Below are 25357 nucleotides of genomic sequence, written 5' to 3' on the forward strand. Positions count from 1 at the left end.
GGCTGCCGCTCCGCCGGCGGCGGCGGACGGCACGGAGGAGGGCCCGGGTGCGGGCCCCGAACGCTCGGCCGGAGGGGCCGATTAGGCTGGGGCGCTCCGACGGGTGGTCGCCCGCCGGTCAGCCGGGGGGACGGCGCTCGTGCGGCTGCCCCGGAACCACTCCACCCGAGGACGGCAACCGAGTGTCTTTCTTCACCATCGGTCACCGCGGTGTCATGGCCGCCGAACCGGAGAACACCCTTCGCTCCTTCCTGCGGGCCGAACGCGAGGGGCTGGACGGCATCGAACTGGACCTGCACCTGAGCAAGGACGGCGAGCTGGTCGTCATGCACGACGAGACGCTGGACCGCACGACGGACGGTTCCGGTCCGATCGCCGACCAGAGGCTGCGGCAGTTGAAGAAGCTCGACGCCGGCCTCGGCGAGCGCGTCCCCACGTTCGAGGAGGTGCTGGACGCGGTCGGACCGACGCTGCCGATCCAGGCGGAGATCAAGGACGTGGCCGCCGCCCAGTCACTGGCCAGGGTGCTCACCGACCGCGGTCTGCTCGACCGGGTCTCGGTGCTGTCGTTCCACGACGTGGCGCTGAAGGAGATGCACCGCCTGCTGCCCGAGGCCCGCATCGTGCTGGTGGCAGGCCCGAGCGCGCACCGCGACACCTTCGTCGGCCGCGCCCAGAACGTCGGTTGCACCCTGGTCAGCGTGGAGCTGCGCCAGCTGAACCGGGTCGTCGTGGAGAAGTGCGGCGCCGCCGGCATCGACGTGATGGCCTGGACCGTCAACGACGAGCGGGACCTGGCGCTGGCCCGGGCGCTCGGCCTGGTGGGCTGCGTGACCGACCAGCCCGGCATGAAGCGGCTGATCGAGGCCACGGCCTGACCCATGGGGGTCGGACCGTGGCCTCGGTCGTGCGCAGGGCACAACGGGTGATCCGCCCGGCGTGGAACGCCGTACGGACTACCGCAGGTCGTTCACTGGAAGGTGTGATCAGTCTTACTACGGTGCTCGCGGGTCTCGGCGGAGCCCTTGGTGGAGGGTTCCTCGGAGCGACTGCCCACTACGCGGTCAGGTCTGTGGGACAACACCGCAGGGACGAGAGATCGGGGCTCCTGGCACAGCGACAAGCCGTCCGCCGGCAGTTCGAGTGCGTGTGCGCGGCGAGGGACTGGGTGGCCGGGCTGGCGCCGTCGGGCGGCACACCGGGTTCGCCCGAGCGCCGTAGGCAGATCCAGGACGAGGCCGTCAGGCGCGACCATGAGTGCCACACGCTCTGCGACACCGCCCGCACGGACATCGACAGTGGCGAGGTGGGCTCGGCCATGGCCTGCCTCGACCAGGAAGTCGCCACCGTCCTGGGCCAGGTGGCGAAGGGGGACTTCGCCCCGGACCTGACCGCGCTCCAGCGGCGTCTCGACGAGCTGGCAGCCGCCGCGAAGCACCGGCTGACCATCCGTCTCGGCCCGCGGTCCCGCAGCGGGCCCGCCGGTCGGGTTCCGCCCTGATTCCGCGTTCGATGTGCGGCCGCCAGGTGTTCCAGGGACACAGGGCGCGTCGGGAAACGGCGGGTCATCATGGTGACAGGGCTGTTCCGCCCCTCTCAGGGACCATCGGCCCCCGTCGCGCGTGACAGTGCGGGAACAAGCTGGTGACCAGGAGGAACGTCGTCCGCGGCACGACGATCGAGGTGGTGACCGGCATGGGCGTAGCGGGTACGAACGGAACGGAACCGACCGCGTCGCGCGCCGGGCCGGGAGGGGATCCGTTTCTCCGCACGCAGTTCGCCGTGCCGGCGCGTCCCGTGACGTTCCTGCGGCGGGACCGGCTGGTCACCCATCTCGACCAGGCCCTTCTGACCCCCTTGACGGTGGTCCATGGTGCCGCGGGAGCGGGCAAGACGCTGCTGGCCGCCGACTGGGCCTCGGCCCGGGACGGGCCCGTCGCCTGGCTGACCGCTCAGGTGGCCGACAGGGGCCGCGGTGTCTTCTGGGCGTACCTCCTCGAAACCCTGCGCCGCGCCGGTGCGGGAGCCACCGCCGACGCCGGCCGGCTCGACGACGGGCTGCTCACGCGGCTCGCCGCCGAACTGAGTGCCCGGGACACCCCGGTGATCCTGGTCATCGACGAATACGACCGGGTGACCGACCCGGAGATCGCGGACCAGCTGGACTTCGTCCTCCAGCACGCGGGACACGGCATGCGTCTGGTCCTCGTCACGCGAACCGAGCCGCTCCTCCCGCTGCACCGCTACCGGGCGGGCGGCACCATCACGGAGATCAGGAACGCCGAGCTGGCCTTCACCCCTGACGAGGCGGCCGATCTCCTGGCCCTGCACGGCCTGCGCCTCTCGACCGACGACGTGGGCCCGCTCGTGGAGCGCACCCGGGGCTGGGCCGCCGGACTGCGGCTGTGCGCGCTGGCCGCGCAGGGGGAGCCGGATCCGCGGACGTATCTGAAGGAGTTCGAGGCCGACCGGACCACGATCGCCGACTTCCTGCTGGCCGAGGTGCTCAGGCGGCAGACAGCCGAAACGCAGGATCTGCTGCTGCGGGTCAGCGTCCTCGAACGCTTCTGCCCCGATCTCGCCGACGCTCTCACCGGACGTTCCGACGCCGAGGGCGTCCTGGCCGCCCTGCACCGCCAGAACGCCTTCGTGGAGTACCTCGGGCACGCCTGGTTCCGTCTGCACCCGCTGTTCGGGGAGATCCTCCGCGCCCACCTCCGGGTGCGCTCCCCGGGGCTGGAGGCCGAACTCCACCGGCACGCGGCACACTGGCTGCGGCGCTCGGGGTGCCTGGGCGAGACGCTCGGCCACGCGACCGCGGCGGACGACTGGGAGACCGCCGCCGGCGCCCTCGTCGGCGATCTCGCCATCGGGGAGATCTTCACGGGCGCGCACTCCCGCGATCTGTCCCAGCTGTTCTCCCGCATGGGGCCCGACCCCGCCAGCCCCGCCACGGACCTCGTCCGCGCGGCGCGCGCACTGGCGCGCTGCGACGTCGAGCGGGGCTCTGCCCGCCTGCAACGGGCGGCACGGGCTCTGGCGGCGCAGGACGGGCCGTCCGAGGACCAACTGCCCGACCTGCCCGCGATCCGGCTGAGCTGCGCCTTCCTGGAAGCTCTCGCGGCGCGTCTGACGGGTGCACCCGGGCGCGCGGAGACCGCGGCGCGGGCAGTCGAGCAGCTGCGGCGCGAAGTGCCCGACAGGCTCCTCGAGGCGCACCCCGAGCTGATCGCGCTCCTGCTCACCCACCTCGGCTCGGTCCGTCTGTGGGCGGGCCGTGTCCGGGAGGCCCGTGCGGCCCTGACAGCGGTGGTCGACTCGGGCCGGGCGGTCGCGACGACGCAGGCGCGTCAGGAGTGTCTGGGGCACTTGGCCCTGATGGACTATTTGAGGGGCTGGCCGGCCAGAGCCGAGCGCAAGGCGTTGGCCACGGTCACCGCAGGGAACGGCAGCGGCCCTCCCCCGGCCCCCGGGCCGGGGCTGGCGTCGCTGGTCCTGGCCGCAGTGGCCGTCGAACGCGACGAGCTGGACCGGGCCCAGGCCCTCCTCGACGCCGCGACGGACGCACAGCACCTGCCGCCGGACCCCGTGACGCGAGCGGGGCAGGCCATCGTCACCGGGACGGTCCTGCTGGCCCGGGGAGACACCCGGGCCGCGATCCAGGCGGCGGAACGGGCCGTCGCGGCCGAGGTGGCGTCCCCCTGGGCCGAAGCGCACACGGCGTCCGTGGCGGCCTCCGCCCACCTCGCCGAGGGACGGCCGGAGGTGGCCGTCAGGCTGCTGGAGGAGGCGCCCGACGACGAGCCGGTGTGCCTGGTGGGGGCCGCGCGGGCACAGCTTGCCATGGGCAGACCCGAGGCGGCGGCGGAACTGATCGACAGAGTGCGGCCGCAGAGCGACGTCGGCCCCGCCATCACGGTACGGGCCACACTGGTCAGGGCCCAGCTGGCAGCCGAGCGCGGGGACCGGGTGTCCCAGCACAGGCTCGTGTCCCGGGCGCTGCGGGAAGCCGGACGCGAGCGGCTGCGACGGCCCTTCGTGGACGCCGGGCCGTGGCTGCGCGCGGTGCCGTTGGGCGCACTGGCCGAGGACTGGTCCCCCTTCGGGCCGACGACGCCCGGCGGCCCGGGACGTGCCGAGGAGCCGCCGGCGCTGCCGGTGGTCGAGGAGCTGAGCGGACGCGAACGCGACGTCCTCGGCCGGCTGGCGCAGATGATGTCGACGGAGGAGATCGCCGCCGATCTGTACGTGTCGGTCAACACGGTCAAGTCCCACCTCAAGAGTGCCTACCGGAAACTGGCCGTGAACCGGCGCCACGACGCGGTACGCCGCGCACGGGAGCTGGGGCTGTTGTGACGGAACCCGTCACAGCCGGCGCGCCGGACGGCCGGAGGGCCGCCACCCCGTCGAACGCCCGCACGGCCGGCGGTATCACCTGCCCCGGGTGAAGCGGTGGAGTGACAGGGGCCGGAGGATCGCACGGAAAGGAACCGGCAGCCCTTCGGGTCGATGTGGGGGCAGAACAGCTCATGCGCTACGAGATTCGCGTCGAGGGACGGATGACCGAGACGCTGGTCAAGGCGTTCCCCGAGCTGGACCACGTGCTGGTGGCCGGTCAGACCATCCTCTTCGGAGCGGTCCTCGACGAGGCACACCTGTACGGGCTGCTGGCCCGCTGCCAGTCACTGGGGTTGCGAGTGCTCGAGATGCGCCAGATGCCCTCGTGATCCGGCCATCGCCACGCCGGCCGCTCTGTTTCGTCCGCCCGCCCCGCTCCTCGCGCCTCACTCCGGCCTGCCCCGCCCCTGGCGTCTGAGACCGAGGCGGACCGCGGCCCCGATCACCCGTACGGCGAGACCCACCAGCAGCAGGCTGCACGTCATCTGGCACATCACCAGCACCCTGCCCGTCTCGGAGACGGCGACGATGTCGCCGAAGCCGACGGTGGTGAACGTGGTGAACGTGAAGTACAACGCGTCGGTTCTGCTCAGGGACTCGGTGAAGGAGCCGGGCACAGCGCGTTCGAGCAGGTAGTAGCCGCTCGCGAAGAGGACCAGGTACAGGGCCACGGTGGCGGCCACCGCCTCGACGGCCTTCAGCCGCGGCCAGGGCGAGCGCATGATGAGCCACACCTCCCATCCGAGGAACAGGCCGACCGCCAGCAGACCACCGACGAGGGCCAGTGCGGTGAGGGCCTCGAGGTGCCGGTCCATGGGCAACAGGTAGTACGCGGTGACGAGGCCCACCGAGGCGCCGACCGAGCGGGCCAGGGAGACGGCCACGGCCCAGGGACCCGGCCGGCCCGAACCCACCGCCGGCTCCGGCTGCTTCCCGGCAGCGACTGGATCGGTCATCTGGTCCTTCTTCTTCCGCACCGTCACGGGCCGACCTCCGGCCGGTTACCCACCCCATCGTCACGTTCCCCGACCCGGATCACCCGCCAGGGGTGACGCCCCCGGCGGCCGGCCGGCGGCACGCCGGCCCGGTGAGGTGCCGCACGCGGCCCTTTGACCGCCGGGCAGGCGGATCCGCCGATCGTGTGAGGAACGTTCACCCGCCCCGGGTGAGGTGGCCGCCGCACCGCGCCGCGCACGCTGGGAAGCACACGGTACGAGGGCGCAGCCCTGGAACGGAGAGAGACATGAGTGCGCAGGTCTACCTCGCGTACGACTATCCGGCGCTGAGTGTCTTCTGGTCCATGATGGTGTTCTTCCTGTGGATCATGTGGTTCCTCCTCCTCTTCCGGGTCGTCGCCGACATCGTGCGTGACGACGACCTGGGCGGCTGGGGCAAGGCCGGCTGGCTCGTGTTCGTCGTCGTCCTGCCCTTCCTGGGTGTCTTCGTCTACCTGATCGCCCGCGGAAGGAACATGGGCCGCCGGGAGGCCCAGCAGGCCCGTGCGCAGCAGCAGGCGGTCGACGACTACATCCGCCGGACCGCCCGGGCGGACACGGGCATGAGCAGCGCCGACGAGCTGACGAAGCTGTCCGAGATGCGCTCCCACGGCGACATCACCGACGACGAGTTCCGGCGGGCGAAGGAACTCGTCCTCGCCGGCAGCGCGCCGTCCGGACGGACCGACGCGCCCCGCTCCTCCGCCCACTGAACACGGCACAGGCACAGGCACAGGCACAGCGCGACAGAAACGAGGCCGGACGATGACCGCCACACACACCGCACCCCCACCCGCCGCCAAGCAGCAATGGGCGACCGGCCTCACGGCCTTCGCCGCCGTCATGCTCCTGCTCGCCGGGATCCTGGACCTCTTCCGCGGGATCATGGCGATCGCGCACGACAGCGTGTTCCTCGTGACACACAGTTACGTCTTCCGGTTCGACCTCACCGGCTGGGGCTGGGTCCATCTGATCCTGGGCGTCATCGCGGTGCTCGTGAGCTTCGGCCTCTTGCGGGGCGCCCTGTGGAGCCGCGTCTGCGGTGTGGCCATCGCCTCGCTGGTCATCATCGCCAACTTCCTCTCCCTGCCGTACTACCCCGTCTGGTCGATCGTCCTGATCGCCTTCTCGGGATTCATCATCTGGGCCCTCTGCGTGGCGCGGGACGGCGCTTCCAGCATGTTCGACTGACGCGACTGAAGGGACACGCACGCCGGGGCGCGCGGGGCGAGGATCGCGGTGAGGGCGATGATCCTGACGATGGTGTCGCTGCCGGAGGGAGCCAGCACTCGTCTGTCCGTGCCGGAGGCACGTCAGCGGCTCGCCCTGGACCGTTTCCTGCTCCTCGACGTCGAACTGTCCGACGAGGAGGGCCCGGCGGACGGTCCACTGGCCCGCCGGCTCGGACTGGGCGCGGAGGAACTGGCCTGGTTCGGCAGACAGGGCGAGCCCGCCCGGGCCGAATTCTTCGGCGCCATCAGCGGCGTCGTCCTGCCGGTGGTCCGTGAGGGGCAGGTAGCGCATGTGCACGCCCTGGCCGGGGAGCACTTCCTGGTCGTGTCCCACCGCGGCCGGGCCGCCCTGGCCTCGGACATCACGACGCACCTGCGGCGGGAGAAGCCCCCTGACGCCATGGCCACTCTGTTCCTGGTGCTCCAGGAGGCGCTGTCCACGTTCCGCCGGGCCGCGGTCGACGCGCTGCTCCAGGCGGAGGAGTTGGAGGACGACATGTTCGAGCAGCGGCGCCCGGAGCAGATCTACCGGCTTTCCCAGCTGCGCCGCCGGTCCGCACTGCTGCACCACTCGCTGCTGCCGTACCTGCAGGCGGTCGAGGAGGTGATCACGCGCAGGATGATGAGCCGCGCCTTTCCGGTGGAGCGACAGCGGCTCGCCCAGGAGTTCCAGCGCTCCGGCCGGCTGGTACTCGCGGACATCGAGTCCCTGCAGGAGGCCGTTCGCCGGGCCCTGGCCAGTTACGGGTCCCTGGTCGCCGGCGAGCAGAACAGTGTGATCAACCGGTTGGCCATCGTGTCGGTGATCTTCCTGCCCCTGTCGTTTCTGACCGGGTTCTTCGGAATGAACTTCACCTACCTGACCGACGAGTTGGAGAGCAGGGTGGTCTTCTGGCTCCTGGCCATAGGACTTCAGGTGGTCGTCCTGCTCGTCGCCGTCTACATACTGCACCGCACCCGTGTCTGGCGGAGCCTGCGGGACGAGGACTGATGACTGATGGACAGTGGGAACGGCGACCCTCCCCGGGTGCGGCGCCGCATGCGTGGCCCGGGGCTTCGAGATGCGGCCACCGGCACCCGCTGGGTACGCTCGCTGAGTGGCCGGGTGGTGGCCCATGGCCAGGCGCAGAAGCCACCCCACCCCATCCCATCCCGCCCCGACCCGCCCGGCGGAAACGACGACTTGCGCAGTCCAACCCTCAGAAGTGTTCGTACCTCCATGAGAGGAAGGTTGCGATGAGGTCCACCCGCATGCGTACGGCGAAGGCCGCTGCGGCCACCGTGTTCGCCATCCCCCTCGCGCTGGGAGGTGTGGCGTCGCAGAGCCACGCTCAGGACGCGTCTCCCAGCCCGTCGGGCACGTTCGGTTCCGGCTGTTCGGCGCTCGCCCAGAAGGCCAGCACGGCCAGAGACAAGGTCTCAGAGGCTGCGGCCGCGTATCCGCAGCTCAGCCAACTGGTCGCGGCCGCGGTCAGGGCGAAGCTGACCAGCAAACTCGACGGGAAGCCCGACATCACCATCTTCGCGCCCGACAACCAGGCGTTCCAGAAGGTGACCACGTCGCAGCTCACCTCGCTGCTCGCCGACAAGGGGCAGCTGAAGAAGGTGCTGACCTACCACGTCGTGGACCAGAAGATCACCCCGAACGACCTGTCCAATGGCTCCTTCAAGACAGTTGAAGGCGGCAAACTGACCACGTCCGGCTCGGGCACCAGCTTCAAGGTCAACGGCAAGGCGAACATCGTGTGCGGCAACATCAAGGCCGCGAACGCCACGATCTACGTCATCGACGCGGTCCTGCAGCCCCCGTCCTGAGAGGCAGCGGTCGACAGGGGACAGATGCACCGGCTCCGCGACGTCCGCGGGGCCGGTGCATCGCGGCTTCTGGGAGGCGGACCCGGTGGTGCCCAGCACCTCGAAGGAGCGACGTCATGCGCGGTACAGGGAGGGTACTCGCGGGGGACACGCTCCGCTCGCGGCGCCGGTCCGCCCGCCGGCGCGGCGCCACGCGTCGGTTGGTCGCGTCCGCGCGGTCCGCGCACGCGCGGGCGGCGGCTCGGTTCCCGGTGCTCACCCACCTCGCGGACCGCATGGTGTCGGTGAACATCTTCGATTCCGCCACACGTCTGGCGGCGCAGTGCTTCCTCACCGCGGTCCCGCTGCTCTTCATGATCGGCACCTACGCTCCCGCTCCGGTACGGCGCCAGCTCATCACGTCCCTCCGCACCGTCTTCGGGATCAGCAGCGCCACGGATGCCCAACTCGTACACGCGCTCACCCCCACGACGGGCGATCTGCGGCAGGCGACCGGCGTGGTCAGCGCCCTGATGGTGCTGCTCTCGGCCACCGCGGTCAGCAGGGCGATGCAACGGCTGTGCAAACGGGCGTGGGGGATTCCCCGGGCAGGGACCCACATCGCCCCCTGGCGCTGGCTCGCCTGGCTCGCTCTGTGGCTGGGGGCTCTCCTGGTGCAGGGACCCCTGCGCAACGGGTTCGGCGTCGGGGCCTGGCTGGGGATCCCGATCGGCCTGGCCGGTCTCACGGGTCTGTGGTGGTGGACCCAGCACCTGCTGCTCGGCGGCCTGATCGGCTGGAAACCCCTGCTGCCCGGAGCGGTGATCACCGCGATCGCCCTCAGCACGCTGACCGTCACCGCACGGCTGTACCTACCGCAGGCGCTCAACAAGGCCGTCGCCGAGTACGGCCCCCTCGGCTCGGTGTTCATCATGCTGTCGTGGCTGATCGTGGTCTGCGTCGCTGTGGCGATCGGCATCAGCGCGGGTGCCGTCGCGGCCCAGGAGCCGGCGCTGGCCCGCCGCCTGGGAAGTCCGCCCCCGGTGCTGGACCGGGCCCAGCACCCCTGACAGCGCCGGCCGCCTCGACCCGCGCACGGCCGCCATGTACGGCAGCGGCGCCGGTGAGCCGCCGGTGTCACTCGGGCGCGACGGAGAAGCTGCGCCAGGGACCGGAGGCCATGACGACCTGGTCCGACGCTCCGAAGTCCAGATAGCTGCTCTGCCCTCCCGGCGGCGTGGTGCAGTCGGGTGTCGTGTACAGAAGCAGGCTGCTCTGCGTCTGGTTGTTGACGTGCGTCACGCCCTCGGGGAAACGGTGGCATCCGTGGGTGGACGGGTTGGTGAGGGTCTCCACGACCCTGACACCGTTGCGCGCCACGACCTGACCGGACGCCTGGTCCTGGCAGGCGCCGAGCGCGAGGCCGAGGAACGTGATGCCGAGGAGCGCGGCCAGCGGTCGTGAAGAAGGCATGAATCCTCCCGGGGTCGGGGAGTTGCCGGGAACATCGCCCTCCTTCACTATTCGCCAGATCCGAAGGGCCCGCACGTGGGACAGGCCATCGCTGCCACGTCCGGCCGCCGGCCGGCTGACGTCCGTCGCGTCAGCCGGCCGCGGAAGCCGTCCCGGGCCCCTGGCCGGAGACCGCGCCGTCCGCGAGTTCCGCCGGCTCGTCCAGGAAGTCCACCACCGCCATGGCGAGGAGCAGCACCAGCGCGATGACCACCACGACCAGCCCTGTGGGATAGCTCCACGTCATGTACGTGAGGACGGCCGCGACGACCAGGATCCAGGTGATCCAGGTCCGGTACCGGTGGACGAAGGGTCCGACCGGGCCGGTACGGAAGCCTGCTCGGTCGGCCGCGACGCGGACCGCCCTGTTGCCCGAGCGCCACGCCTCCCGCACGAACGTCGCGCGCCGACCCGGGCCGGTCAGCCAGGCGGCCAGCGCGATGACGACGGCGAGCGCCACCACCCTCCGCACGGACGAGCGCAGGAACCGGACCAGCGTGTCGTAGACCGCAGCCGCGGCGGGCTGCGAGACCGTGTCCGGCAGCGAGTTGAGGTAGACCTCGCGGAAGACGGTGAGGCCGGCACCGAGGACCAGCATCGCGAACCCGACGGCGAGCACCGCGGCGACCAGGACGCGTCGGCGGTGGACGGCCAGCAGCACACCGGCGACGACGAGCACCACCACGAGCACCGGCAGCCAGCTTCCGGCGAGCCGGAGCAGTCGGAGATAGGTCTTCATCCTGCCGAGTTCGTCGGAGCGCAGAACGGTGAAGTCGGTGTGGATCTGGGGAATCCTCGCGGCGAACCCCATGCCCGCGCCGACCAGGCGCTGTTTGACGCGGTCCACGATCGGAGCGAGGTCGACGGTCACGGACTGGTCGTTGATTTTCACCGCGCCGCCGCTGCCCGTCAGTGCCTTGTCGAGAGCCGTGTGGATCTGACGGTTGGCGTTCACCCAGAACCGCTGGAAGGCGTCGGAGGCGATGACGTCCTGGGCCTTGCCGCGGACGAAGCTGCGGACCGCGTTCTCCAGGGGGTTCCCGAGCGCGCCCAGCGCCTGCTCCAGCCGTGGCCTGTCCTGGGGGGCGGCACCTTGGAGCAGGTCGGGGATGTGGATGTACGACATGACCGCGTCGGTCACCCGGTTCGCCGCCGCCGCCTGGACGGCGGGATCGGAGGCGAGGGGCGCGACCGTGGCGACGTACCGGTCGGTGTCGTTCACCTGGCTCGACGCCCACGCGGCGACGGCGCCGAGCGGGGCGAGGACGCAGCCGATGACGATGAGCAGGGCCGAGAAGAAGGATCTCCACCGGTGATGTCGCGCGCGCGGTGCTCCACCGGACTCCAACGCGGCGACTCTGGCCCGCAGTTGTTCCAGCACGTTGCGCTCGGCTGCCGCGTCGTGTCCCGGCGGCGGCTCGGCGCCGGGGTTCGTGGGTGGCTTTTCCGGCATCTGGTGTCCCCTTGATACGTGCGGTGGGACCAGCAGACCCCGCGGAGCCCGTCCGTGCGACCGGGTCGCGTCACGCGGGTGAACGAGTCACAACGAGCACGCAAAGAGGACCGCGACCGTCAGGTCGAGGTCCTCGTCACCGTGTCGTCGGTGGTTGTGTCCGAGGGGGGACTTGAACCCCCACGCCCGATAAAGGGCACTAGCACCTCAAGCTAGCGCGTCTGCCATTCCGCCACCCGGACCAGGTGTCTGCCGCCTGGCCGGGGGTGTACCCGGTGGCGACACGGACAACAATACCAAGCTTTCGGTGTGCCCTTGAACTGCGTTTTTCAGCGGGTGCGTGCCGTCGCCCAGGGCGCCGGGCGTTCCTGGTGCGCGCGGCGCGTGTGCTCGGTGTGTTCGCGCATCAGGTGGGCCGCGCGCTGTTCGTCCCGGTCGGCGATCGCGGCGGTCAGCGCCCGGTGCTCGGCCCAGGACTCCCGGCCGCGCCGCCGGGCGACCGGTGGGTAGTACCAGCGGACCCGGCGGTCCACCTGGGCCGCCAGCTCCGCGAGGACCGCGTTGCCGGCCAGTTCCATGATCTTGGCGTGGAAGCGGGCGTTCATCACGACCGCGCCGTCCAGGTCGTCGGCGGCCACCGCCCTCTCGCCCTCGGCGCACAGTTCCTCCAGCACCGCGAGGCCCGCGTCGCCCGCGTGGGCGGCGGCGAGCCGGGCGGCCTCGGCCTCCAGGAGCGTACGGACCGTGAGGAGCTGGTCGGCCTCCGCCTCGGTCGGCTCGTGCACGAAGGCGCCCTGGGCGGGCCGCAGATCGACCCAGCCCTCGGTGTTCAGCCGCTGCAGCGCCTCCCGCACGGGCTGCCGGGAGACCCCGAGGTGACGGGCGAGTTCGCTCTCGACCAGATGCCGGCCGGGCCGCAGGGCGCGGGTGGTGATGAGTTCGAGCAGCGCCTCGTAGACGCGGTCGCGCAGCGGGCCGGGCCGTTCGAGCCTGGGCACCGCGCCCTGCGGCAGTCCGGTCGACGACATCGGTCGGTCCCCCTCCTGGGCGGGCGGCGCGGGCGCGGGGCCGCTGCGACGCGCCCTCCAGTATGGACGCCTCGCACCGGGCCGGCCACGGCCGCTCAGGGGCAGCGCACGACCTGCCCGGCGTAGGACAGGTTCCCGCCGAAGCCGAACAGCAGCACCGGATCGCCCGTGGAGATCCGCCCCTGCTCCACCAGACGGGAGAAGGCGAGCGGGATGCTCGCGGCCGAGGTGTTGCCGGAGCGGACGACATCGCGGGCGACGACGGCGTTGACGGCGCCGATCTTCTCCGCGAGGGGCTCGATGATGCGCAGGTTCGCCTGGTGGAGGACGACGGCGGCGAGGTCCTCGGGGGTGAGTCCGGCCCGCTCGCAGGCCTCCCGGGCGAGCGGCGGCAGCCGGGTGGTGGCCCAGCGGTAGACGCTCTGCCCTTCCTGGGCGAACCGCGCCGGCTGGCCCTCGATGCGCACGGCGTGCCCCATCTCGGGCACCGAGCCCCACAGCACCGGCCCGATGCCGGGCTCGCGCGCGGCCTCCACGACGGCGGCCCCGGCGCCGTCGCCGACCAGTACGCAGGTGGAGCGGTCGGTCCAGTCGGTCACCTCGGACATCTTGTCGGCTCCGATGACCAGGGCCCGTGTCGCGGCGCCGGCGCGCACCGTGTGGTCGGCGGTGGCCAGCGCGTGCGTGAACCCGGCGCAGACCACGTTGATGTCCATGGCGGCGGGCGAGCCGATGCCGAGCCGGGCGGCGACCCGGGCGGCCATGTTGGGCGAGCGGTCCACGGCGGTGGACGTGGCGACCAGTACCAGGTCGATGTCGCCGGGGGCGAGTCCGGCCGCGGCGAGGGCCTTGGCGGCGGCGTGGGCGGCGAGTTCGTCGACCGGTTCGTCGGGTCCGGCGATGTGCCGGGTCTCGATGCCCACACGGCTGCGGATCCATTCGTCACTGGTGTCGACCAGGCCCGCCAGGTCCTCGTTGGTGAGCACCCTGGCGGGCTGGTAGTGGCCGACGGCGGCGATGCGCGAGCCGTTCATGGGATGGGTCCCCCTTGTTGCATCGGGTGTCGCGGGACCCACCAGTCTGTTCAGTGACTGACCGGTACGAGGGCAGGTGAAGCCACAGGAATCGGGCGCCGGGGTTGTCGGCTTCCGTCAGTTCATCCCGTGAACAGCTGCCTGGCCTTCTGGACGAGCTCGTAGACCCCGTAGCCGAGCGGCGCGGCCACCCACAGCCAGGCCAGGGCGATCAGCCCCCGCCTCTCAGGCGGACTGGTGTCGCTGGGCATCGGCGGCCTCCCTCGGGGCGGGTACGTGGTGGCGGGCGTGGACCGGGCGGACGAACTCGTTGGCGGCGAAGCCCACCACGAGCAGCCCGATCATGATGCCGAAGGACAGCCCGTACAGGGCCGGGCCGTGCTTGCCGGCCGCCGCCTGCCGGTCGGCGATCCAGTTCACGATCAGCGGTCCGAGGACGCCGGCCGTGGACCAGGCGGTGAGCAGCCGGCCGTGGATCGCGCCGACCTGGTAGGTGCCGAAGAGGTCCTTCAGGTAGGCGGGGACGGTCGCGAATCCGCCGCCGTAGAACGAGAGGATCACCAGCGCGCACAGGACGAACAGCGGCTTGGAGGAGTCGCCGAGGAGGGCGATGAGCAGGTACATCAGCGCGCCGACGCCGAGGTAGACGCGGTAGACGTTCTTGCGCCCGATGAGGTCGGAGGTGGACGACCAGCCGATGCGGCCGGCCATGTTGGCCGCCGACAGCAGGGCGACGAAGCCGGCCGCGGCGGCGGCCGAGACCGGGGTGGAGGTGCCGGAGAAGAAGTCCGTGATCATCGGGGCGGCCTTCTCCAGGATGCCGATGCCCGCGGTGACGTTCGTGCAGAGGACGATCCACAGGAGCCAGAACTGCGGGGTGCGCACGGCACCGCGGGCCGACACCTGCACGCCCTCGACGGCGCTCGGTCCGCTCTCGACCGGCTTCGCGGTGCGCGGCACGCGCACGAGCAGCACGCCGAGCGTCATGAAGACGGCGTACGACAGTCCGTGCACGAGGAAGGCGAGCGCGATCCCCGAGTGGCCGGTGCCGAAGGACTGGAGCATCTGCGCCGACCAGGGCGAGGCGATCAGCGCGCCGCCGCCGAAGCCCATGATGGCGATGCCGGTGGCCATGCCGGGCCGGTCCGGGAACCACTTGATCAGGGTGGAGACGGGCGAGATGTAGCCGATGCCGAGGCCGATCCCGCCGACGAAGCCGTAGCCGAGGACGATCAGCCAGAACTGCCTCGTCCCGGCGCCGAGCGCGGAGATCAGGAAGCCGGAGGAGAAGCAGATCAGGGCCACGGTCATGGCCCAGCGGGGCCCGTTGCGCTCGACGAGCGTGCCGCCGAACGCGGCGGACAGGCCGAGCATGACGATCGCCAGCTGGAAGGGCAGGGCGCTCTGGGTGCCGTCGAGATGGAGCGCGGACTGCAGCGGCACCTTGAACACGCTCCAGGCGTAGGCCTGGCCGATGGAGAGGTGGACGGAGAGGGCGGCGGGCGGCACGAGCCAGCGGCTCCAGCCCGGTGGGGCGAGGGGGGGACTGCTCATGCCCGGACGGTAGGGCGCGGCAAGGGAGTTGGGAAGGAAACCGGTCTGCCGTATGCGGTGAACGACATGCAGAACGCGCCGAGCGGTTCATGCGGGACAATGAGATCGTGAGGGTCACCTGCCCGTACGACGGCCCGGTGACCCACGGCGGTCCTCGCATCAGGGGCCGTTTCGGCCACCAGCACGTACAGAACCGGGACTGATCAGGACATGGGACGAGTCACGGAACGACGCAGGGTGCTCCGCATCCGGGACGGGGCCGTCTCCAGCCGCCCGGACACGCTCGTCGCCGAGGAGCCCCTGGAAATCCGGCTCAACGGCAAGCCCCTCGCGATCACCATGCGTACGCCCGGCGACGACTTCGCGCTCGCCGCGGGGTTCCTGGTGAGCGAGGGGGTGCTGGGCGGTGCGCACGAGCTGCGGAACATCGTGTACTGCGCGGGCGCAACCGTGGACGGTTCGAACACGTACAACGTGGTGGACGTGCGGACGGCTCCGGATGTCGTGCTGCCCGACATCACGCTGGAGCGGAACGTGTACACCACGTCGTCGTGCGGTCTGTGCGGCAAGGCGAGCCTGGACGCCGTGCGGACGACCGCCCGCTGGCCGATCGCCGACACACCCGCGCTCCGGATCACCCCGGCCCTGCTGGCGAGCCTTCCCGACCGGCTGCGGGCCGCCCAGCGGGTGTTCGACCGGACCGGCGGGCTGCACGCGGCGGCCCTCTTCTCCGAGGACGGGGAGCTGCTGGACGTACGGGAGGACGTGGGCCGGCACAACGCGGTGGACAAGCTGGTGGGCCGGGCGCTGCGCAACGAGGACCTGCCGCTGTCCCGCGCGATCCTGCTGGTCTCCGGCCGGGCCTCCTTCGAGCTGGTGCAGAAGGCCGTGATGGCGGGCATCCCGGTGCTGGCGGCCGTGTCGGCACCGTCCTCGCTGGCGGTGGACCTGGCCGCCGAGACCGGTCTGACCCTGGTGGGCTTCCTGCGCGGCGCCTCCATGAACGTGTACGCGGGCGAGGACCGCGTGGCGGTGGGCAGTCCGACCGCGCTCAGCCAGGGGTGAGGCGCACGTCGGCGGCGCGGGCCACCGTGCCCAGGCGGGGGAAGTCGAGCCGCACCGACGCCTCGTGCTCGGGTGCGGTGAGCGCCGCCATGGCGTCCTCGGCGAAGACCAGGTCGTAGCCGAGGTCGGCGGCCGCGCGGGCGGTGGACTCGACGCCGAGGTTGGTGGCGATGCCGCCGAGGACCAGGGTGGTGACCCCGTGTGCGCGCAGCCGGTCGTCGAGGCCCGTGCCCTGGAACGCCCCGACGGTGTGCTTGACGATCTCGATGTCGCCCTCCCGTGCCAGACCCGCGACGAGACCGCTGCCGGGCGGCTGTTCGGCGACGCCGGGGCGTTCGACGCGGACCAGCACGACGGGTGCGCCGGCCGAGCGGAAGGCGTCGGCCAGTTCCCGTGCAGCGGAGAGGACGTCGGCGCCTTCGCGGGGTTCGACCGGCAGCGCGACGACGCGGTCCATCAGGTCGACGAGAACGAGGGCGGTGCGCGCCGGATCGAGCGCGAGCGGAGCGGTCATGACGGAACGTTAGCCGCCGTCAGCGCTCCGTACCGGTGATCCGGCTCAACAGGCCGGGGAAAGGGACGCGTTCGGGCGGAAGGACCCGCCGTGAGCGGTCAGCCCTCAGCCCTCTGCGGTCAGCGGTCAGCCCTCTGCGGTCAGCGGTCAGTGGTCAGCGGTCAGCGGTCAACGGGCGTGGGCGCCCGTGCCGGTCGCGGGGTGCGCCGCCGGGGGCGGTGCGGGCCGCGGCGCGGCCTCCCGCGGGTCGTTGGCCCGGCGCTTGGCGATGACCGCGCACACCATCAGCTGCATCTGGTGGAAGAGCATCAGCGGCAGTACGGCCAGCGAGGCGTGGGCGCCGAACAGGACGCTCGCCATGGGCAGGCCGGAGGCGAGGGACTTCTTCGAGCCGGCGAACTGGATGGCGATCCGGTCCGCCCGGCCGAAGCCGAGCGCCCTCCCGCCGTACCAGGTCAGGGCGAGCATCACGGCCAGCAGCACGGCCTCGACGGCCATCAGTCCCGCCAGCCGCACGACGCTGACCTGGTGCCATATGCCCTGGACCATGCCCTCGCCGAACGCGGTGTAGACGACCAGCAGGATCGAGCCCCGGTCCACCAGTCCGAGGACCTTCTTGTGCCGGGCGACGAAGCCCCCGATCCACCGGCGCAGCAGCTGCCCGGCGAGGAACGGCACCAGCAGCTGGAGCACGATCTTCATCAGGGAGTCGGCCGAGAAGCCCCCGCCGCTGTTCCCGAGCAGGACGGCCGCCAGCAGCGGGGTGAGCACGATGCCGGCCAGGGAGGAGAAGGAGCCCGCGCAGATCGCCGCAGGGACGTTTCCGCGGGCGATCGAGGTGAACGCGATCGACGACTGGATGGTCGACGGCACCAGGGTGAGGAACAGCAGCCCCTCGTACAGCGGCTGGTTCAGCAGCGTCGGCACCAGCCCGCGCGCGGCCAGGCCGAGCAACGGGAAGATCACGAAGGTGCAGCCCAGGACGGCGACATGGAGCCGCCAGTGGCGCAATCCGTCCAGCGCCTCGCGGGTGGAGAGCCGGGCGCCGTAGAGGAAGAACAGGAAGGCGATCGCGGCCGTGGAGGCTCCGGAGGCGACATCGGCGGCCGTGCCCCGGGCCGGGAGGAGCGCCGCGAGGCCGACCGTACCGAGCAGCAGCAGGATGTACGGGTCGATCGGCAGCCGGCTCGGCCAGCGCAGGCGTTTCACGGTGCTCCGGTTTCTCTCTTGTGGTCTCTGTCGGGCCCGGGGGCCCTTTCCATCCTCCTGTCCGTCGAGCCGATCGGGAATCCCGTACACCACTCTGACTGTCATCACGTTCCGCGATAACCTGGCGCTATGTACGACCCTTCCCACCTGCGCACCTTCCTGGCGGTGGCGCAGACGCTCAGCTTCACGCAGGCCGCCGGGCGGCTCGGGCTGCGTCAGTCGACCGTCAGCCAGCATGTGCGCCGGCTGGAGGACGCGACCGGGCGGCAGCTGTTCTCCAGGGACACCCACTCGGTGGAGCTGACCGAGGACGGCGAGGCCATGCTGGGCTTCGCCCGCCGGATCCTGGAGGTGCACGAGCAGGCGTCGGCGTTCTTCACCGGCACCCGGCTGCGGGGCCGGCTGCGCTTCGGCGCGTCGGAGGACTTCGTGCTCACCCGGCTGCCGGAGATCCTGGAGGCCTTCCGCCACGACCATCCCGAGGTCGACCTGGAGCTGACGGTGGAGCTGTCCGGGACCCTGCACGAGCAGCTGGCCGCCGGGAAGCTGGACCTGGTGCTGGCCAAGCGGCGCGCCCGGGACCGGCGCGGTGAGCTGGTGTGGCGCGACGACCTGGTGTGGATCGGCGCCGAGCGGCTGCGCCTGGACGCCGACCGTCCGGTGCCGCTGATCGTGTATCCGCCGCCCGGCATCACCCGCGCGCTGGCCCTGGAGGCGCTGGAGCGGGCGGGCCGCGAGTGGCGTGTCGTCTGTACCAGCGGCAGCCTCAACGGCCTGGTGGCGGCGGCCCGAGCGGGCCTCGGCGTGATGGCCCACTCCCGCGGTGTGATCCCGCCCGGTCTGTTCCGGGTGGCGGACCGCGCGGCCCTGCCGGAGCTGGGCACGGTCGACTTCGTCCTGCTGCACGCCGAGCGCCGTGCCCCGGCCCAGGAGGCGGCGGACGCCCTGGCGGCGGCGATCCTGGCCGGGGGGAACCGGCTGGTGCCGGTGGGCGGGCGGGCCGGGGGGCGTTGATCCCGGCCCGCCCGGTCAGCGGGCGGCGGCCCACAGGGCGTCGAAGCGGCGGACCCGTTGGGAGACGCGTTCCGGTTCGAAGTTGAGGCTGGTGGTGGCGTTGAAGCCGCCGGGATCGAAGACGACCTCGTAGGACAGCTCCTGGTCGAAGAGGATGAAGTCGTTCGTGGCGCCGAGCAGCGTGGCGTGCGGTGTCTCCTCCAGCGCCAGGACGCGGACGTTGATGCCCAGACCCTGCTGGATGTCGCGCTGGCGTTCGAGTTCGGCGTCGATACCGGCCTCGGTGAGCAGGAAGAGGCGCCTGATCCGCACTCCGCGCAGCTGGATCGCCTCGCGCTGGGCGCGCAGATAACGGGCCGCCGTCTCGGTCTCCCAGAAGTCCTTGTCCATCGACGTGCTGATCGCGTCGACGGTCGAGGCGGCGCACTCGGTCAGGGCCACGATCCAGTCGTGGTCCTCGCCCGCGCGTTCGACCGAGCTGTCGCTCATGGCCTCCAGCAGCCCGGCGACCCGGTTCACCTCCTCCCGGGCGAAGACGCGCACGATGTCGGGCCCGCTGGAGAGCACGTTCGTCGCGTTGCTGACCAGTTTGGCCACCCCGTGCCGGCGCAGCGGGGAGGTCTCCACCTGTCCGTAGAGTTCGGTCGCCTCGCTGATCCGGGCGAAGCTGTCCTCGATGACCCGCAAGGTGTCCCCGCGGTCGGTGCGCAGCTCCGCGCCGAGGGCGGTCAGCCGCCGGTCCAGGCCGATCATGTACTGGATGATCAGCACCGCGACACCGCCGACGACCGCCAGGGTGATCCGCCACTCCTCGGGCCGGCCGGAGGCACCGGCGATCAGATAGACCGCGCCGCCGACGATCACGGTGACCAGCAGTTTCGACGTCAGCGCCAACCTGGTGCTCATCTCGCCTCCCTAGTTCCCCTCGGCCCACAGTTCATCGAAGCGGACGACCCGCGTGGCGACCTCGTCGAGGCCGAGCACGAGCTTCGTGCTGGCGATCAGCGGCGGCACCGGATCCGCCTCGGCGCCCCGCCCCTCCAGTTCGGGACTCACCTCGTAACTGATCGCCCCGTCGAAGACGACGAAGTTGTGCACCGGGGAGATGCGCAGGTGGTGCGGCAGTGTGGACAGCGCCGCGAACTTCACCTTGATGCCCAGCAGTTCCTGCTGCTCCCTCAGTCTGCGCAGCATGTCGTCGATGCGGTCGGGCGAGTCGACGATGATCAGCCGGCGTATCTCCACCTCGCGGGTGCGGATCGCGCGGTGCTGCTCGATCAGATAGCGGCGCCCGAGGTCGGTCTTCCAGAAGTCGAGGTCGTCGTGGGTGCTGGCGGCGTCGATGGTCCGGCGGACCTTGGTCACCAGCGTCAGCAGCCAGTCCCGGTCCTCCCCCTCGTAGTCGACATGGCTGCCGGACAGGTCGCCCATGAGTTTGGCGACCCGTTTGAGTTCGGCGTCGGCGAAGGCCTGGACCAGGGGGTCGGGCCGGGGGTCCAGGGCGGCGACGTTGCGGACGAGCCGCTCGACCTCCTTGAACCGGTCGGTGTCGTCGTCGAGCCGTCCCAGGAACTCGGAGATGTCGCCCATGCGGACGAAGCCGTCCCGGACCCGGGTCTCCACGGCCCTCTCGTGCGCCTCCAGGGCCTCCGCGAGCCGTCTGGTGCCCTTCTCGAAGTCGATCATGAACTGGACGATGAGCGCCGAGCCCGCGATCAGGAAGGTCAGGGTGATCTTCGCGACCTCGGAGGCCTGGAAGAGGTTGGTGACCACGTACGTCCCCGTGCCCAGGGCGCCCGTGACGGCGACCTTGAGCAGCACCGACTGTGTCCCGCCGGACTCCGCCATCTCATCCCCCGCTTCCGGTCATCGGGCGGCCCGTGAGGTGGGCGACCGCGAGCAACGCCATCTGGTCCCTGATCCGCTGTGCCAGCGCCTGCCACTGCCTGCTGAAACCGGGCGCCTCCTCCAGGGGCCGCCACAGCGGTGCCAGCGCCGGGTCGACGCGCGCGGCCGGCATCCACAGGTGCAGCAGATGGTCGACGGCCAGCCGCAGGACGGGCAGTGCCCGCGGCCCCTCGACCGAGCCCAGCCGGCTGCGGTCGATCAGCGTCACGAGGGTGGTCAGGAGCCAGTCGTGCAGGGCGAGGTCCTCGCCGAACCCGGCCGCCGCCTCCCAGTCCAGGTCCTCGGGCAGCCGGAGGCGCAGGGTGCGCAGCCCGCCCTCGGCGAGGGTGAAGGCCGCCAACGACGGCTCGGATCCGGTGGGTTCGCGCAGGGCGGCCCAGCGCAGCCGGGTGGGACGGGAGACGAAGGGCGGCCGGCGGTCCAGCAGCGGATGCCGGGTCACCTCCGCCACCAGCCGCTCGGCGACTGCGCCGAGCGCGAGTTCCCCGGGCCGGTGTCCGCCGCCGAGCCAGCCCCCGGCGACCTCCTCGGCGGACAGCCGCCCCCAGGGCCGTACGACCCCTGGTTCGGCCAAGTGGCGTCCCCAGGGCGTCCGTTCGTGCGGGCCGGCCGCGCATGCGCTCACCCGGGCGGAGGACTGCAGGACGCGCCCCGCGGTCAGGGCGGCACGGGCGACCACGGTGCCGACCCCGCGGACCCGGGCCCCGGACGCGGCGGGCAGCACGCAGTCCACACCGGTGAGCACGTCGGGCGAGACGGCGTACGGCGACGGCCGCGCCGACACCCGCACCCGCTCCCCCGGCCGCAGCGCCAGCACCCGCTCCGCCTCCGGCCCGGTCAGCGAGCGGGACGTGGCCAGCAGACCGGTGCGCACCTCGCCCCAGGCCAGTACGGTGACCTCCCTCCCGGGCGCCATTCAGGGTTCCCGGTAGAAGACGTAGGAGGCCCGCTCCGCGACGGAGGCGGGGACGGGCAGGCCCTCCCTCGCGGAGCGTTCGGCGGTCTGGGCCAGCGCCTGCGGGTCCACGGCGACCTGGTCCAGGACGACCCGGACCGCGTTCTCCACCGGCAGGAAGCGGGCGCCGAGCACGGACCAGGTCAGGTAGGCCGTGAACGGGGCCGCGTCCGGTACCAGCCGGGTCAGCGGCGGCAGGGCGGACCAGTGGTCGGGCCAGGGCCGGTCGCCGGGGCCGGCCGGCTCGGGAACGGGCCTGCCGTCCTCGCGGAGCAGTCCGAGGCGGGCCAGCTGCCAGACGGCGGCCAGGAAGGGGCAGGACCAGGTGCGCCGTCCCTCGCGGTCGTCCCAGAGTTCGACGTCGGTGAAGATCGAGTGCCGGCGGGCGGCGGTCTCGGCGGGCGGCCGCCAGCCGGGCGCCTCGGCCATCGCCTGGGCCGGCGCGCCGCCGGGACCGCGGGCGCCGTTGGCCAGCCAGCCGGTCTGCCGGGCGGGCGGCCGGGAGCCGTCGCTGCCGGGCACCGGGGACTCGACCAGCCGCTGGAGGGTGTGCTGCGCCAGGGGGACGCCGTCGGCCTCGGCGCAGGCCGATTCGCGGGCCAGGTAGTCGATGGTGACCCCGGCCCGCTCGGCCTCGGCCAGCAGCACGGGCAGCACCTCGGCGGGCGAGGAGAAGGGGGTGAAGTAGTCGTCCACCAGGAAACAGGTGCTGATCCGGGGCCGGCCAGCCGGACCGGTCACCGAGGCGCGCACCGCGTCGATCCACGGCCGTACGGCGGCGAAGTGGGCGCGCAGCCGCTCGGGGCCCGCCAGGTGGTCCTCGGCGTACAGGTGGCCGACCTCCAGGGAGACATGGGCGAGCGGCACGGACCGGGTGCGCGGGCCCGCGCCGGTCTCCTGGAACACGCGGGCGGCCGGCCCGGTCACGGCCGCCCCCAGGCCTCGGCGTCGGTCAGCCGGCCGGCCAGGTCCTCGAACGCCTGCCGGGTCTGCACGGCGACGATGCCGCTGTCGAAGACGTCCTCGTCGGTGATGAGCTGCTCGCGGCACTGCAGGACGGGCTCCAGCGGGGTGCAGCCGAGCACTCTGGCCCAGCCCACGCCCAGTTCGGCCGCGAGCGCCGCGAGGGTCTGGTCGCACAGGCGCATCCACGCCGACTGGGTGGGTGGCAGCTGGGACCAGGGCGGCGCGTCCAGGTCGGGTACGGCGGCCCGTACGAACCGGATGGCGGCGCGCAGGCGTTCCCCGTCGTGGCCCCGCCGCATGCCCGCGGCGACGATGCCCCGGTCGCCGTCGACCAGCCCGGCGGCGGCCATGACGTGCTGACGGGTCCAGCGGTGGTAGACCAGCCAGCGGGCCTGGAGGCCGTCCAGTTCGGGCCGGGAGGTCACCGCGAGGACCATGTCGAGGGCGAAGCTGCGGCCCGCGCTGAGGTCGACCATGACCAGGTCGAACTCGCCGCTGAGGGAGAGCAGCAGATCGGCGCAGCGGCGCAGGGCGTCCGCGTCGACGGCGAACTCGCCGCCGCCCCGGTCGCCGGGGAGCAGCTCCAGCCGGCCGGAGCCTGGCGGGCGCAGCCTGAGCGCCGGGTGCTGGGTGTGCGCCCAGACGTCGATCCGGGTCGGTTCGCCGCTGTCGCCGCGCAGGTAGGAGTGGAGTCCGGCGTGGGTGACGCCGCGCTGGGCGAGGGGGACGTCGAAGACCGCGGCGGTGGTGGGCGAGCCGAAGTCGAAGTCGACGTAGACGACGTCGTCGCCGCGCAGGGCCCGGCGGTAGGCGAGGTTGGCGGTGGTGACCGAGCGGCCGGTGCCGCCCTTGTCGGACGCGGCGAAGAGGATCACGGCTCATCCGCCTCCGAGTGCGCTCTGCCGGGCCCGGGCCAGCGCGTCCAGGTCGTCGAGGGCGCGCAGGGCGAGGGCGGCGGCGGTCCCCGGCTTCTCCTCGGCTATACGGCCGGCCCGGCGCAGCCTGGCCTCGATGCCGGCCAGTTCGAGGCCCTGCGGGCCGTCGGCGCGCACCGAGGGGCCCTGCCGTTCGACGCCGAGCATGTGGCCGGCCTCGCTGATCAGGTCGCGGGCGATCTCCAGGAGGTCGATGCTGCGGATGGGCTGCTGGGCCAGCAGCAGGCCGGCGGCGACCATGGCCTCGACGACGCGTTCGGTCAGGCCCCAGGAGGGTTCGGCCGGCGCCGGTGCGCCGGGGTGGACGCCGCGCGGGTCGTCCCACAGGCCGGCGCCGGTGCCGTCCCGCCTGCGTCGGCGCCACAGGTGTTCCATGGTCTGCTCGGCCAGCCGCAGCAGCCGTTCCTGGGCCGGCAGGGCACGGCCGAGGACGCACAACTGGACGGCGCGTTTGAGGAGTTGGGCGGAGAAGTCGTTGACGGTCCAGGCCAGCGGCGGACCGAGCAGATCGCTGCCGTCCAGCGGCAGGGTGACGCCGGGGCTGTGCAGGCGCAGGGCGGTGTCCGCGTCGCGGGTCATGCGGCTGGTGACGCGCCCGCGCTCGGCGAGGCGTTCGAGGACGTCGGCGACGCGGGGGACGTCGTCGTCGGCGGTGCGTTCCCGGGCGAGCCCGTGCACCAGGATCGAGGTGACGGCGAGGGTGGAGTACTCGGCGACGGGCCCGTCGGCGGCGCAGCGCCAGGGGATGTCGGCGAGCGGCCAGCCGGCGGGCTGGAAGCGCGCGATGCCCGACCAGTACTGCTGGGCGACCTGCCGGCGCAGCCTGAGCTCCTCGGCGAGCCGCTGCTGTTCGGGGGTGAGCAGCCCGAGCCGCAGGGTGCGGTCGGAGAACAGGTCCACGATGCCGTCCAGGGCGACGACGGTGAAGTACGGGGAGGGGACGGCCGTGGCGCATCCCTCGGGCTGGACGCCGATGTCCTCGCCGGTCACCACCGGCGGGGCGCCCCGGACGATGCCCCAGGTCCAGCCGCACTCGAAGAGCTGGTTGCGCTGGTCGAGGCTGCCGACGACGTCGGCGCCGAGGTCGAAGTGGTCGCGGAGGGTGGCCCGCAGCGGGCCGAACAGCCGCTGGAACTCCTCCAGCACGATCCGGTCGGCGACCTTGCCCTGGCCGAGCAGTCCGCACAGTCGGCGGCCGCGCTCGGAGTCGGCGGCGAAGACGTCGACGGTGAAGCAGCGCAGCAGGCTGGCCATGGCGGCGGTGAGCCGCGTCCGGGCCGCCTCCCGCAGTTCGGCGGCCAGGGCGCCGAACCTCCCCCAGGGGCCTCGGCCGGCCAGGTCCTTGAGGAAGCCGAGGGCGGCGAGGCAGAGGGTGATGGACATCGAGAACGAGTCCACGACACCGAGCGCGCGCTGTTCCCCGGTGGGCGCGCGCCGCGGGTCGAGGGAGGTGAAGTAGCTGCCGCCGTGGAAGGTGGGCCGTCCGTCGTCGGCGGTGTGGGTCTCGGTGAACTCCCGCAGGATGCGGCAGAAGACCTCCGCGAGGTCGAGCCGGCCGCCCAGGCCCCTGAGGACGGCCTCCACGTCGCCCTGCAGCAGATCGGGGTCGCTGAGCTGGAAGGCGCGGATCTCGGTGGCGGGATACATGAGGCACAGCAGGCGCTCGGCGTCCTCGACGCTGCTGCGCCCGCGCTGCGGACCCCAGGCCCATTTCCCGTCGGCCACGGAATGCCGCGCGATACTCGACCAGATGTCCAGCAGTTGCCGGCGCGGATCGATCTGCACCTGCCA

Annotated in this window: 26 protein-coding genes, 1 tRNA gene and 1 pseudogene; 12 read left to right on the forward strand and 16 right to left on the reverse strand. The window is 72.2% G+C overall.

The window, feature by feature from the left end; all coding sequences use genetic code 11:
- The first annotated feature begins 182 nt into the window (after positions 1–182).
- The 4 genes from ACFYMM_RS08795 to ACFYMM_RS08810 all read left to right on the forward strand — a co-directional run bounded on the left by ACFYMM_RS08795 (position 183) and on the right by ACFYMM_RS08810 (position 4727).
- Positions 183–878 (forward strand): glycerophosphodiester phosphodiesterase, encoded by a 696-nt coding sequence (locus tag ACFYMM_RS08795; RefSeq protein WP_388385100.1) that lies wholly within the window; start codon positions 183–185, stop codon positions 876–878.
- A gap of 269 nt (positions 879–1147) precedes the next feature.
- Positions 1148–1501 (forward strand): hypothetical protein, encoded by a 354-nt coding sequence (locus tag ACFYMM_RS08800; protein WP_388385101.1) that lies wholly within the window; start codon positions 1148–1150, stop codon positions 1499–1501.
- A gap of 194 nt (positions 1502–1695) precedes the next feature.
- The gene (locus ACFYMM_RS08805) at positions 1696–4356 is read left to right on the forward strand and encodes a LuxR C-terminal-related transcriptional regulator (RefSeq protein ID WP_388385300.1); all 2661 of its coding nucleotides are present in this window, start codon (positions 1696–1698) and stop codon (positions 4354–4356) included.
- A gap of 173 nt (positions 4357–4529) precedes the next feature.
- Entirely contained in the window at positions 4530–4727 is a 198-nt protein-coding gene (locus tag ACFYMM_RS08810; RefSeq protein WP_388385102.1) for a hypothetical protein, read from the forward strand.
- 57 nt (positions 4728–4784) lie between these two features.
- On the opposite strand, the gene ACFYMM_RS08815 is transcribed toward ACFYMM_RS08810, so the two are convergent.
- Positions 4785–5282 carry an ion channel gene (locus ACFYMM_RS08815; RefSeq protein ID WP_388385301.1) on the reverse strand — a complete coding sequence of 166 codons (498 nt, stop codon included), beginning with the start codon at positions 5280–5282 and terminating at the stop codon, positions 4785–4787.
- A gap of 359 nt (positions 5283–5641) precedes the next feature.
- Here ACFYMM_RS08815 and ACFYMM_RS08820 point away from each other — a divergent pair, with 359 nt between their 5' ends.
- From ACFYMM_RS08820 to ACFYMM_RS08840, 5 genes are all read left to right on the forward strand, one after another.
- Positions 5642–6106: an SHOCT domain-containing protein gene (locus tag ACFYMM_RS08820; protein WP_388385103.1), complete on the forward strand. Its 465-nt coding sequence runs from the start codon at positions 5642–5644 to the stop codon at positions 6104–6106.
- Between the two features lie 52 nt (positions 6107–6158).
- Positions 6159–6584: a hypothetical protein gene (locus tag ACFYMM_RS08825; protein WP_388385104.1), complete on the forward strand. Its 426-nt coding sequence runs from the start codon at positions 6159–6161 to the stop codon at positions 6582–6584.
- A 57-nt stretch (positions 6585–6641) separates the two neighbouring features.
- On the forward strand, positions 6642–7616 hold the full coding sequence (locus ACFYMM_RS08830; protein WP_388385105.1) for a CorA family divalent cation transporter: 975 nt from the start codon (positions 6642–6644) through the stop codon (positions 7614–7616).
- A 245-nt stretch (positions 7617–7861) separates the two neighbouring features.
- Entirely contained in the window at positions 7862–8440 is a 579-nt protein-coding gene (locus tag ACFYMM_RS08835; RefSeq protein WP_388385106.1) for a fasciclin domain-containing protein, read from the forward strand.
- 116 nt (positions 8441–8556) lie between these two features.
- Complete coding sequence (locus tag ACFYMM_RS08840; RefSeq protein WP_388385107.1) at positions 8557–9489, forward strand: hypothetical protein; 933 nt, start codon at positions 8557–8559, stop codon at positions 9487–9489.
- 67 nt (positions 9490–9556) lie between these two features.
- Here ACFYMM_RS08840 and ACFYMM_RS08845 read toward each other — a convergent pair whose 3' ends face one another.
- From ACFYMM_RS08845 to ACFYMM_RS08875, 7 genes are all read right to left on the reverse strand, one after another.
- Entirely contained in the window at positions 9557–9892 is a 336-nt protein-coding gene (locus ACFYMM_RS08845) for a hypothetical protein (protein ID WP_388385108.1), read from the reverse strand.
- Between the two features lie 130 nt (positions 9893–10022).
- The gene (locus ACFYMM_RS08850; protein ID WP_388385109.1) at positions 10023–11384 is read right to left on the reverse strand and encodes a hypothetical protein; all 1362 of its coding nucleotides are present in this window, start codon (positions 11382–11384) and stop codon (positions 10023–10025) included.
- A gap of 157 nt (positions 11385–11541) precedes the next feature.
- Positions 11542–11626, reverse strand: a tRNA-Leu gene (locus ACFYMM_RS08855).
- 87 nt (positions 11627–11713) lie between these two features.
- Positions 11714–12412 carry a GntR family transcriptional regulator gene (locus ACFYMM_RS08860; RefSeq protein WP_388385110.1) on the reverse strand — a complete coding sequence of 233 codons (699 nt, stop codon included), beginning with the start codon at positions 12410–12412 and terminating at the stop codon, positions 11714–11716.
- A 95-nt stretch (positions 12413–12507) separates the two neighbouring features.
- The gene (locus tag ACFYMM_RS08865; protein ID WP_388385111.1) at positions 12508–13446 is read right to left on the reverse strand and encodes a beta-ketoacyl-ACP synthase III; all 939 of its coding nucleotides are present in this window, start codon (positions 13444–13446) and stop codon (positions 12508–12510) included.
- Between the two features lie 122 nt (positions 13447–13568).
- Complete coding sequence (locus tag ACFYMM_RS08870) at positions 13569–13697, reverse strand: hypothetical protein (RefSeq protein ID WP_388385112.1); 129 nt, start codon at positions 13695–13697, stop codon at positions 13569–13571.
- A complete protein-coding gene (locus ACFYMM_RS08875) occupies positions 13672–15000 on the reverse strand; it encodes an OFA family MFS transporter (RefSeq protein ID WP_388385113.1) in 1329 nt (442 codons plus the stop codon). Before ACFYMM_RS08875 ends, ACFYMM_RS08870 begins: the two co-directional genes overlap by 26 nt.
- Before the next feature lie 89 nt (positions 15001–15089).
- Between ACFYMM_RS08875 and ACFYMM_RS08880 the strand changes: the two are divergent.
- Together ACFYMM_RS08880 and fdhD are read left to right on the forward strand one after the other, a co-directional pair.
- Positions 15090–15203 (forward strand): annotated as a pseudogene (locus ACFYMM_RS08880) (Fe-S-binding domain-containing protein); the annotation flags it as partial.
- Between the two features lie 7 nt (positions 15204–15210).
- The gene (gene fdhD / locus ACFYMM_RS08885) at positions 15211–16065 is read left to right on the forward strand and encodes a formate dehydrogenase accessory sulfurtransferase FdhD (RefSeq protein ID WP_388385114.1); all 855 of its coding nucleotides are present in this window, start codon (positions 15211–15213) and stop codon (positions 16063–16065) included.
- On the opposite strand, the gene ACFYMM_RS08890 is transcribed toward fdhD, so the two are convergent.
- Positions 16052–16579, reverse strand: coding sequence for an isochorismatase family protein (locus ACFYMM_RS08890; RefSeq protein WP_388385115.1), 528 nt, complete (start codon positions 16577–16579; stop codon positions 16052–16054). The two genes, fdhD and ACFYMM_RS08890, sit on opposite strands and share 14 nt — an antisense overlap.
- A 168-nt stretch (positions 16580–16747) precedes the next feature.
- A complete protein-coding gene (locus tag ACFYMM_RS08895; RefSeq protein ID WP_388385116.1) occupies positions 16748–17788 on the reverse strand; it encodes a bile acid:sodium symporter family protein in 1041 nt (346 codons plus the stop codon).
- Between the two features lie 129 nt (positions 17789–17917).
- Between ACFYMM_RS08895 and ACFYMM_RS08900 the strand changes: the two genes are divergently transcribed.
- Positions 17918–18802 (forward strand): LysR substrate-binding domain-containing protein, encoded by an 885-nt coding sequence (locus tag ACFYMM_RS08900; protein WP_388385117.1) that lies wholly within the window; start codon positions 17918–17920, stop codon positions 18800–18802.
- A gap of 15 nt (positions 18803–18817) precedes the next feature.
- Here the strand turns inward: ACFYMM_RS08900 and ACFYMM_RS08905 are convergent, their stop codons facing one another.
- The 6 genes from ACFYMM_RS08905 to ACFYMM_RS08930 are packed head-to-tail and all read right to left on the reverse strand — an operon-like array spanning position 18818 to position 25351.
- Positions 18818–19708, reverse strand: coding sequence for a DUF6879 family protein (locus ACFYMM_RS08905; RefSeq protein WP_388385118.1), 891 nt, complete (start codon positions 19706–19708; stop codon positions 18818–18820).
- Positions 19709–19717: 9 nt separating this feature from the next.
- The gene (locus ACFYMM_RS08910) at positions 19718–20650 is read right to left on the reverse strand and encodes a hypothetical protein (RefSeq protein WP_388385119.1); all 933 of its coding nucleotides are present in this window, start codon (positions 20648–20650) and stop codon (positions 19718–19720) included.
- 1 nt (position 20651) lies between these two features.
- Complete coding sequence (locus ACFYMM_RS08915) at positions 20652–21626, reverse strand: SCO2521 family protein (RefSeq protein WP_388385120.1); 975 nt, start codon at positions 21624–21626, stop codon at positions 20652–20654.
- Positions 21627–22592: an SCO2522 family protein gene (locus ACFYMM_RS08920; RefSeq protein WP_388385121.1), complete on the reverse strand. Its 966-nt coding sequence runs from the start codon at positions 22590–22592 to the stop codon at positions 21627–21629. It abuts the gene before it with no gap.
- On the reverse strand, positions 22589–23506 hold the full coding sequence (locus ACFYMM_RS08925; protein WP_388385122.1) for an SCO2523 family variant P-loop protein: 918 nt from the start codon (positions 23504–23506) through the stop codon (positions 22589–22591). The genes ACFYMM_RS08920 and ACFYMM_RS08925 overlap by 4 nt, the downstream gene beginning before the upstream one ends.
- A gap of 3 nt (positions 23507–23509) precedes the next feature.
- A complete protein-coding gene (locus ACFYMM_RS08930) occupies positions 23510–25351 on the reverse strand; it encodes an SCO2524 family protein (RefSeq protein ID WP_388385123.1) in 1842 nt (613 codons plus the stop codon).
- Between the last annotated feature and the right edge of the window lie 6 nt (positions 25352–25357).

This window comes from Streptomyces sp. NPDC006739, assembly GCF_042869815.1.
Taxonomy (GTDB): domain Bacteria; phylum Actinomycetota; class Actinomycetes; order Streptomycetales; family Streptomycetaceae; genus Streptomyces.

Coding starts and splice junctions, on each gene's coding strand:
- ACFYMM_RS08805 (WP_388385300.1), top strand. CDS start 1,696: ATGGGCGTAGCGGGTACGAACGGAACGGAACCGACCGCGTCGCGCGCC.
- ACFYMM_RS08810 (WP_388385102.1), top strand. CDS start 4,530: ATGCGCTACGAGATTCGCGTCGAGGGACGGATGACCGAGACGCTGGTC.
- ACFYMM_RS08820 (WP_388385103.1), top strand. CDS start 5,642: ATGAGTGCGCAGGTCTACCTCGCGTACGACTATCCGGCGCTGAGTGTC.
- ACFYMM_RS08825 (WP_388385104.1), top strand. CDS start 6,159: ATGACCGCCACACACACCGCACCCCCACCCGCCGCCAAGCAGCAATGG.
- ACFYMM_RS08830 (WP_388385105.1), top strand. CDS start 6,642: ATGATCCTGACGATGGTGTCGCTGCCGGAGGGAGCCAGCACTCGTCTG.
- ACFYMM_RS08835 (WP_388385106.1), top strand. CDS start 7,862: ATGAGGTCCACCCGCATGCGTACGGCGAAGGCCGCTGCGGCCACCGTG.
- ACFYMM_RS08840 (WP_388385107.1), top strand. CDS start 8,557: ATGCGCGGTACAGGGAGGGTACTCGCGGGGGACACGCTCCGCTCGCGG.
- ACFYMM_RS08845 (WP_388385108.1), bottom strand. CDS start 9,892: ATGCCTTCTTCACGACCGCTGGCCGCGCTCCTCGGCATCACGTTCCTC.
- ACFYMM_RS08850 (WP_388385109.1), bottom strand. CDS start 11,384: ATGCCGGAAAAGCCACCCACGAACCCCGGCGCCGAGCCGCCGCCGGGA.
- ACFYMM_RS08860 (WP_388385110.1), bottom strand. CDS start 12,412: ATGTCGTCGACCGGACTGCCGCAGGGCGCGGTGCCCAGGCTCGAACGG.
- ACFYMM_RS08865 (WP_388385111.1), bottom strand. CDS start 13,446: ATGAACGGCTCGCGCATCGCCGCCGTCGGCCACTACCAGCCCGCCAGG.
- ACFYMM_RS08870 (WP_388385112.1), bottom strand. CDS start 13,697: ATGCCCAGCGACACCAGTCCGCCTGAGAGGCGGGGGCTGATCGCCCTG.
- ACFYMM_RS08875 (WP_388385113.1), bottom strand. CDS start 15,000: ATGAGCAGTCCCCCCCTCGCCCCACCGGGCTGGAGCCGCTGGCTCGTG.
- fdhD (WP_388385114.1), top strand. CDS start 15,211: ATGGGACGAGTCACGGAACGACGCAGGGTGCTCCGCATCCGGGACGGG.
- ACFYMM_RS08890 (WP_388385115.1), bottom strand. CDS start 16,579: ATGACCGCTCCGCTCGCGCTCGATCCGGCGCGCACCGCCCTCGTTCTC.
- ACFYMM_RS08900 (WP_388385117.1), top strand. CDS start 17,918: ATGTACGACCCTTCCCACCTGCGCACCTTCCTGGCGGTGGCGCAGACG.
- ACFYMM_RS08905 (WP_388385118.1), bottom strand. CDS start 19,708: ATGAGCACCAGGTTGGCGCTGACGTCGAAACTGCTGGTCACCGTGATC.
- ACFYMM_RS08910 (WP_388385119.1), bottom strand. CDS start 20,650: ATGGCGGAGTCCGGCGGGACACAGTCGGTGCTGCTCAAGGTCGCCGTC.
- ACFYMM_RS08915 (WP_388385120.1), bottom strand. CDS start 21,626: ATGGCGCCCGGGAGGGAGGTCACCGTACTGGCCTGGGGCGAGGTGCGC.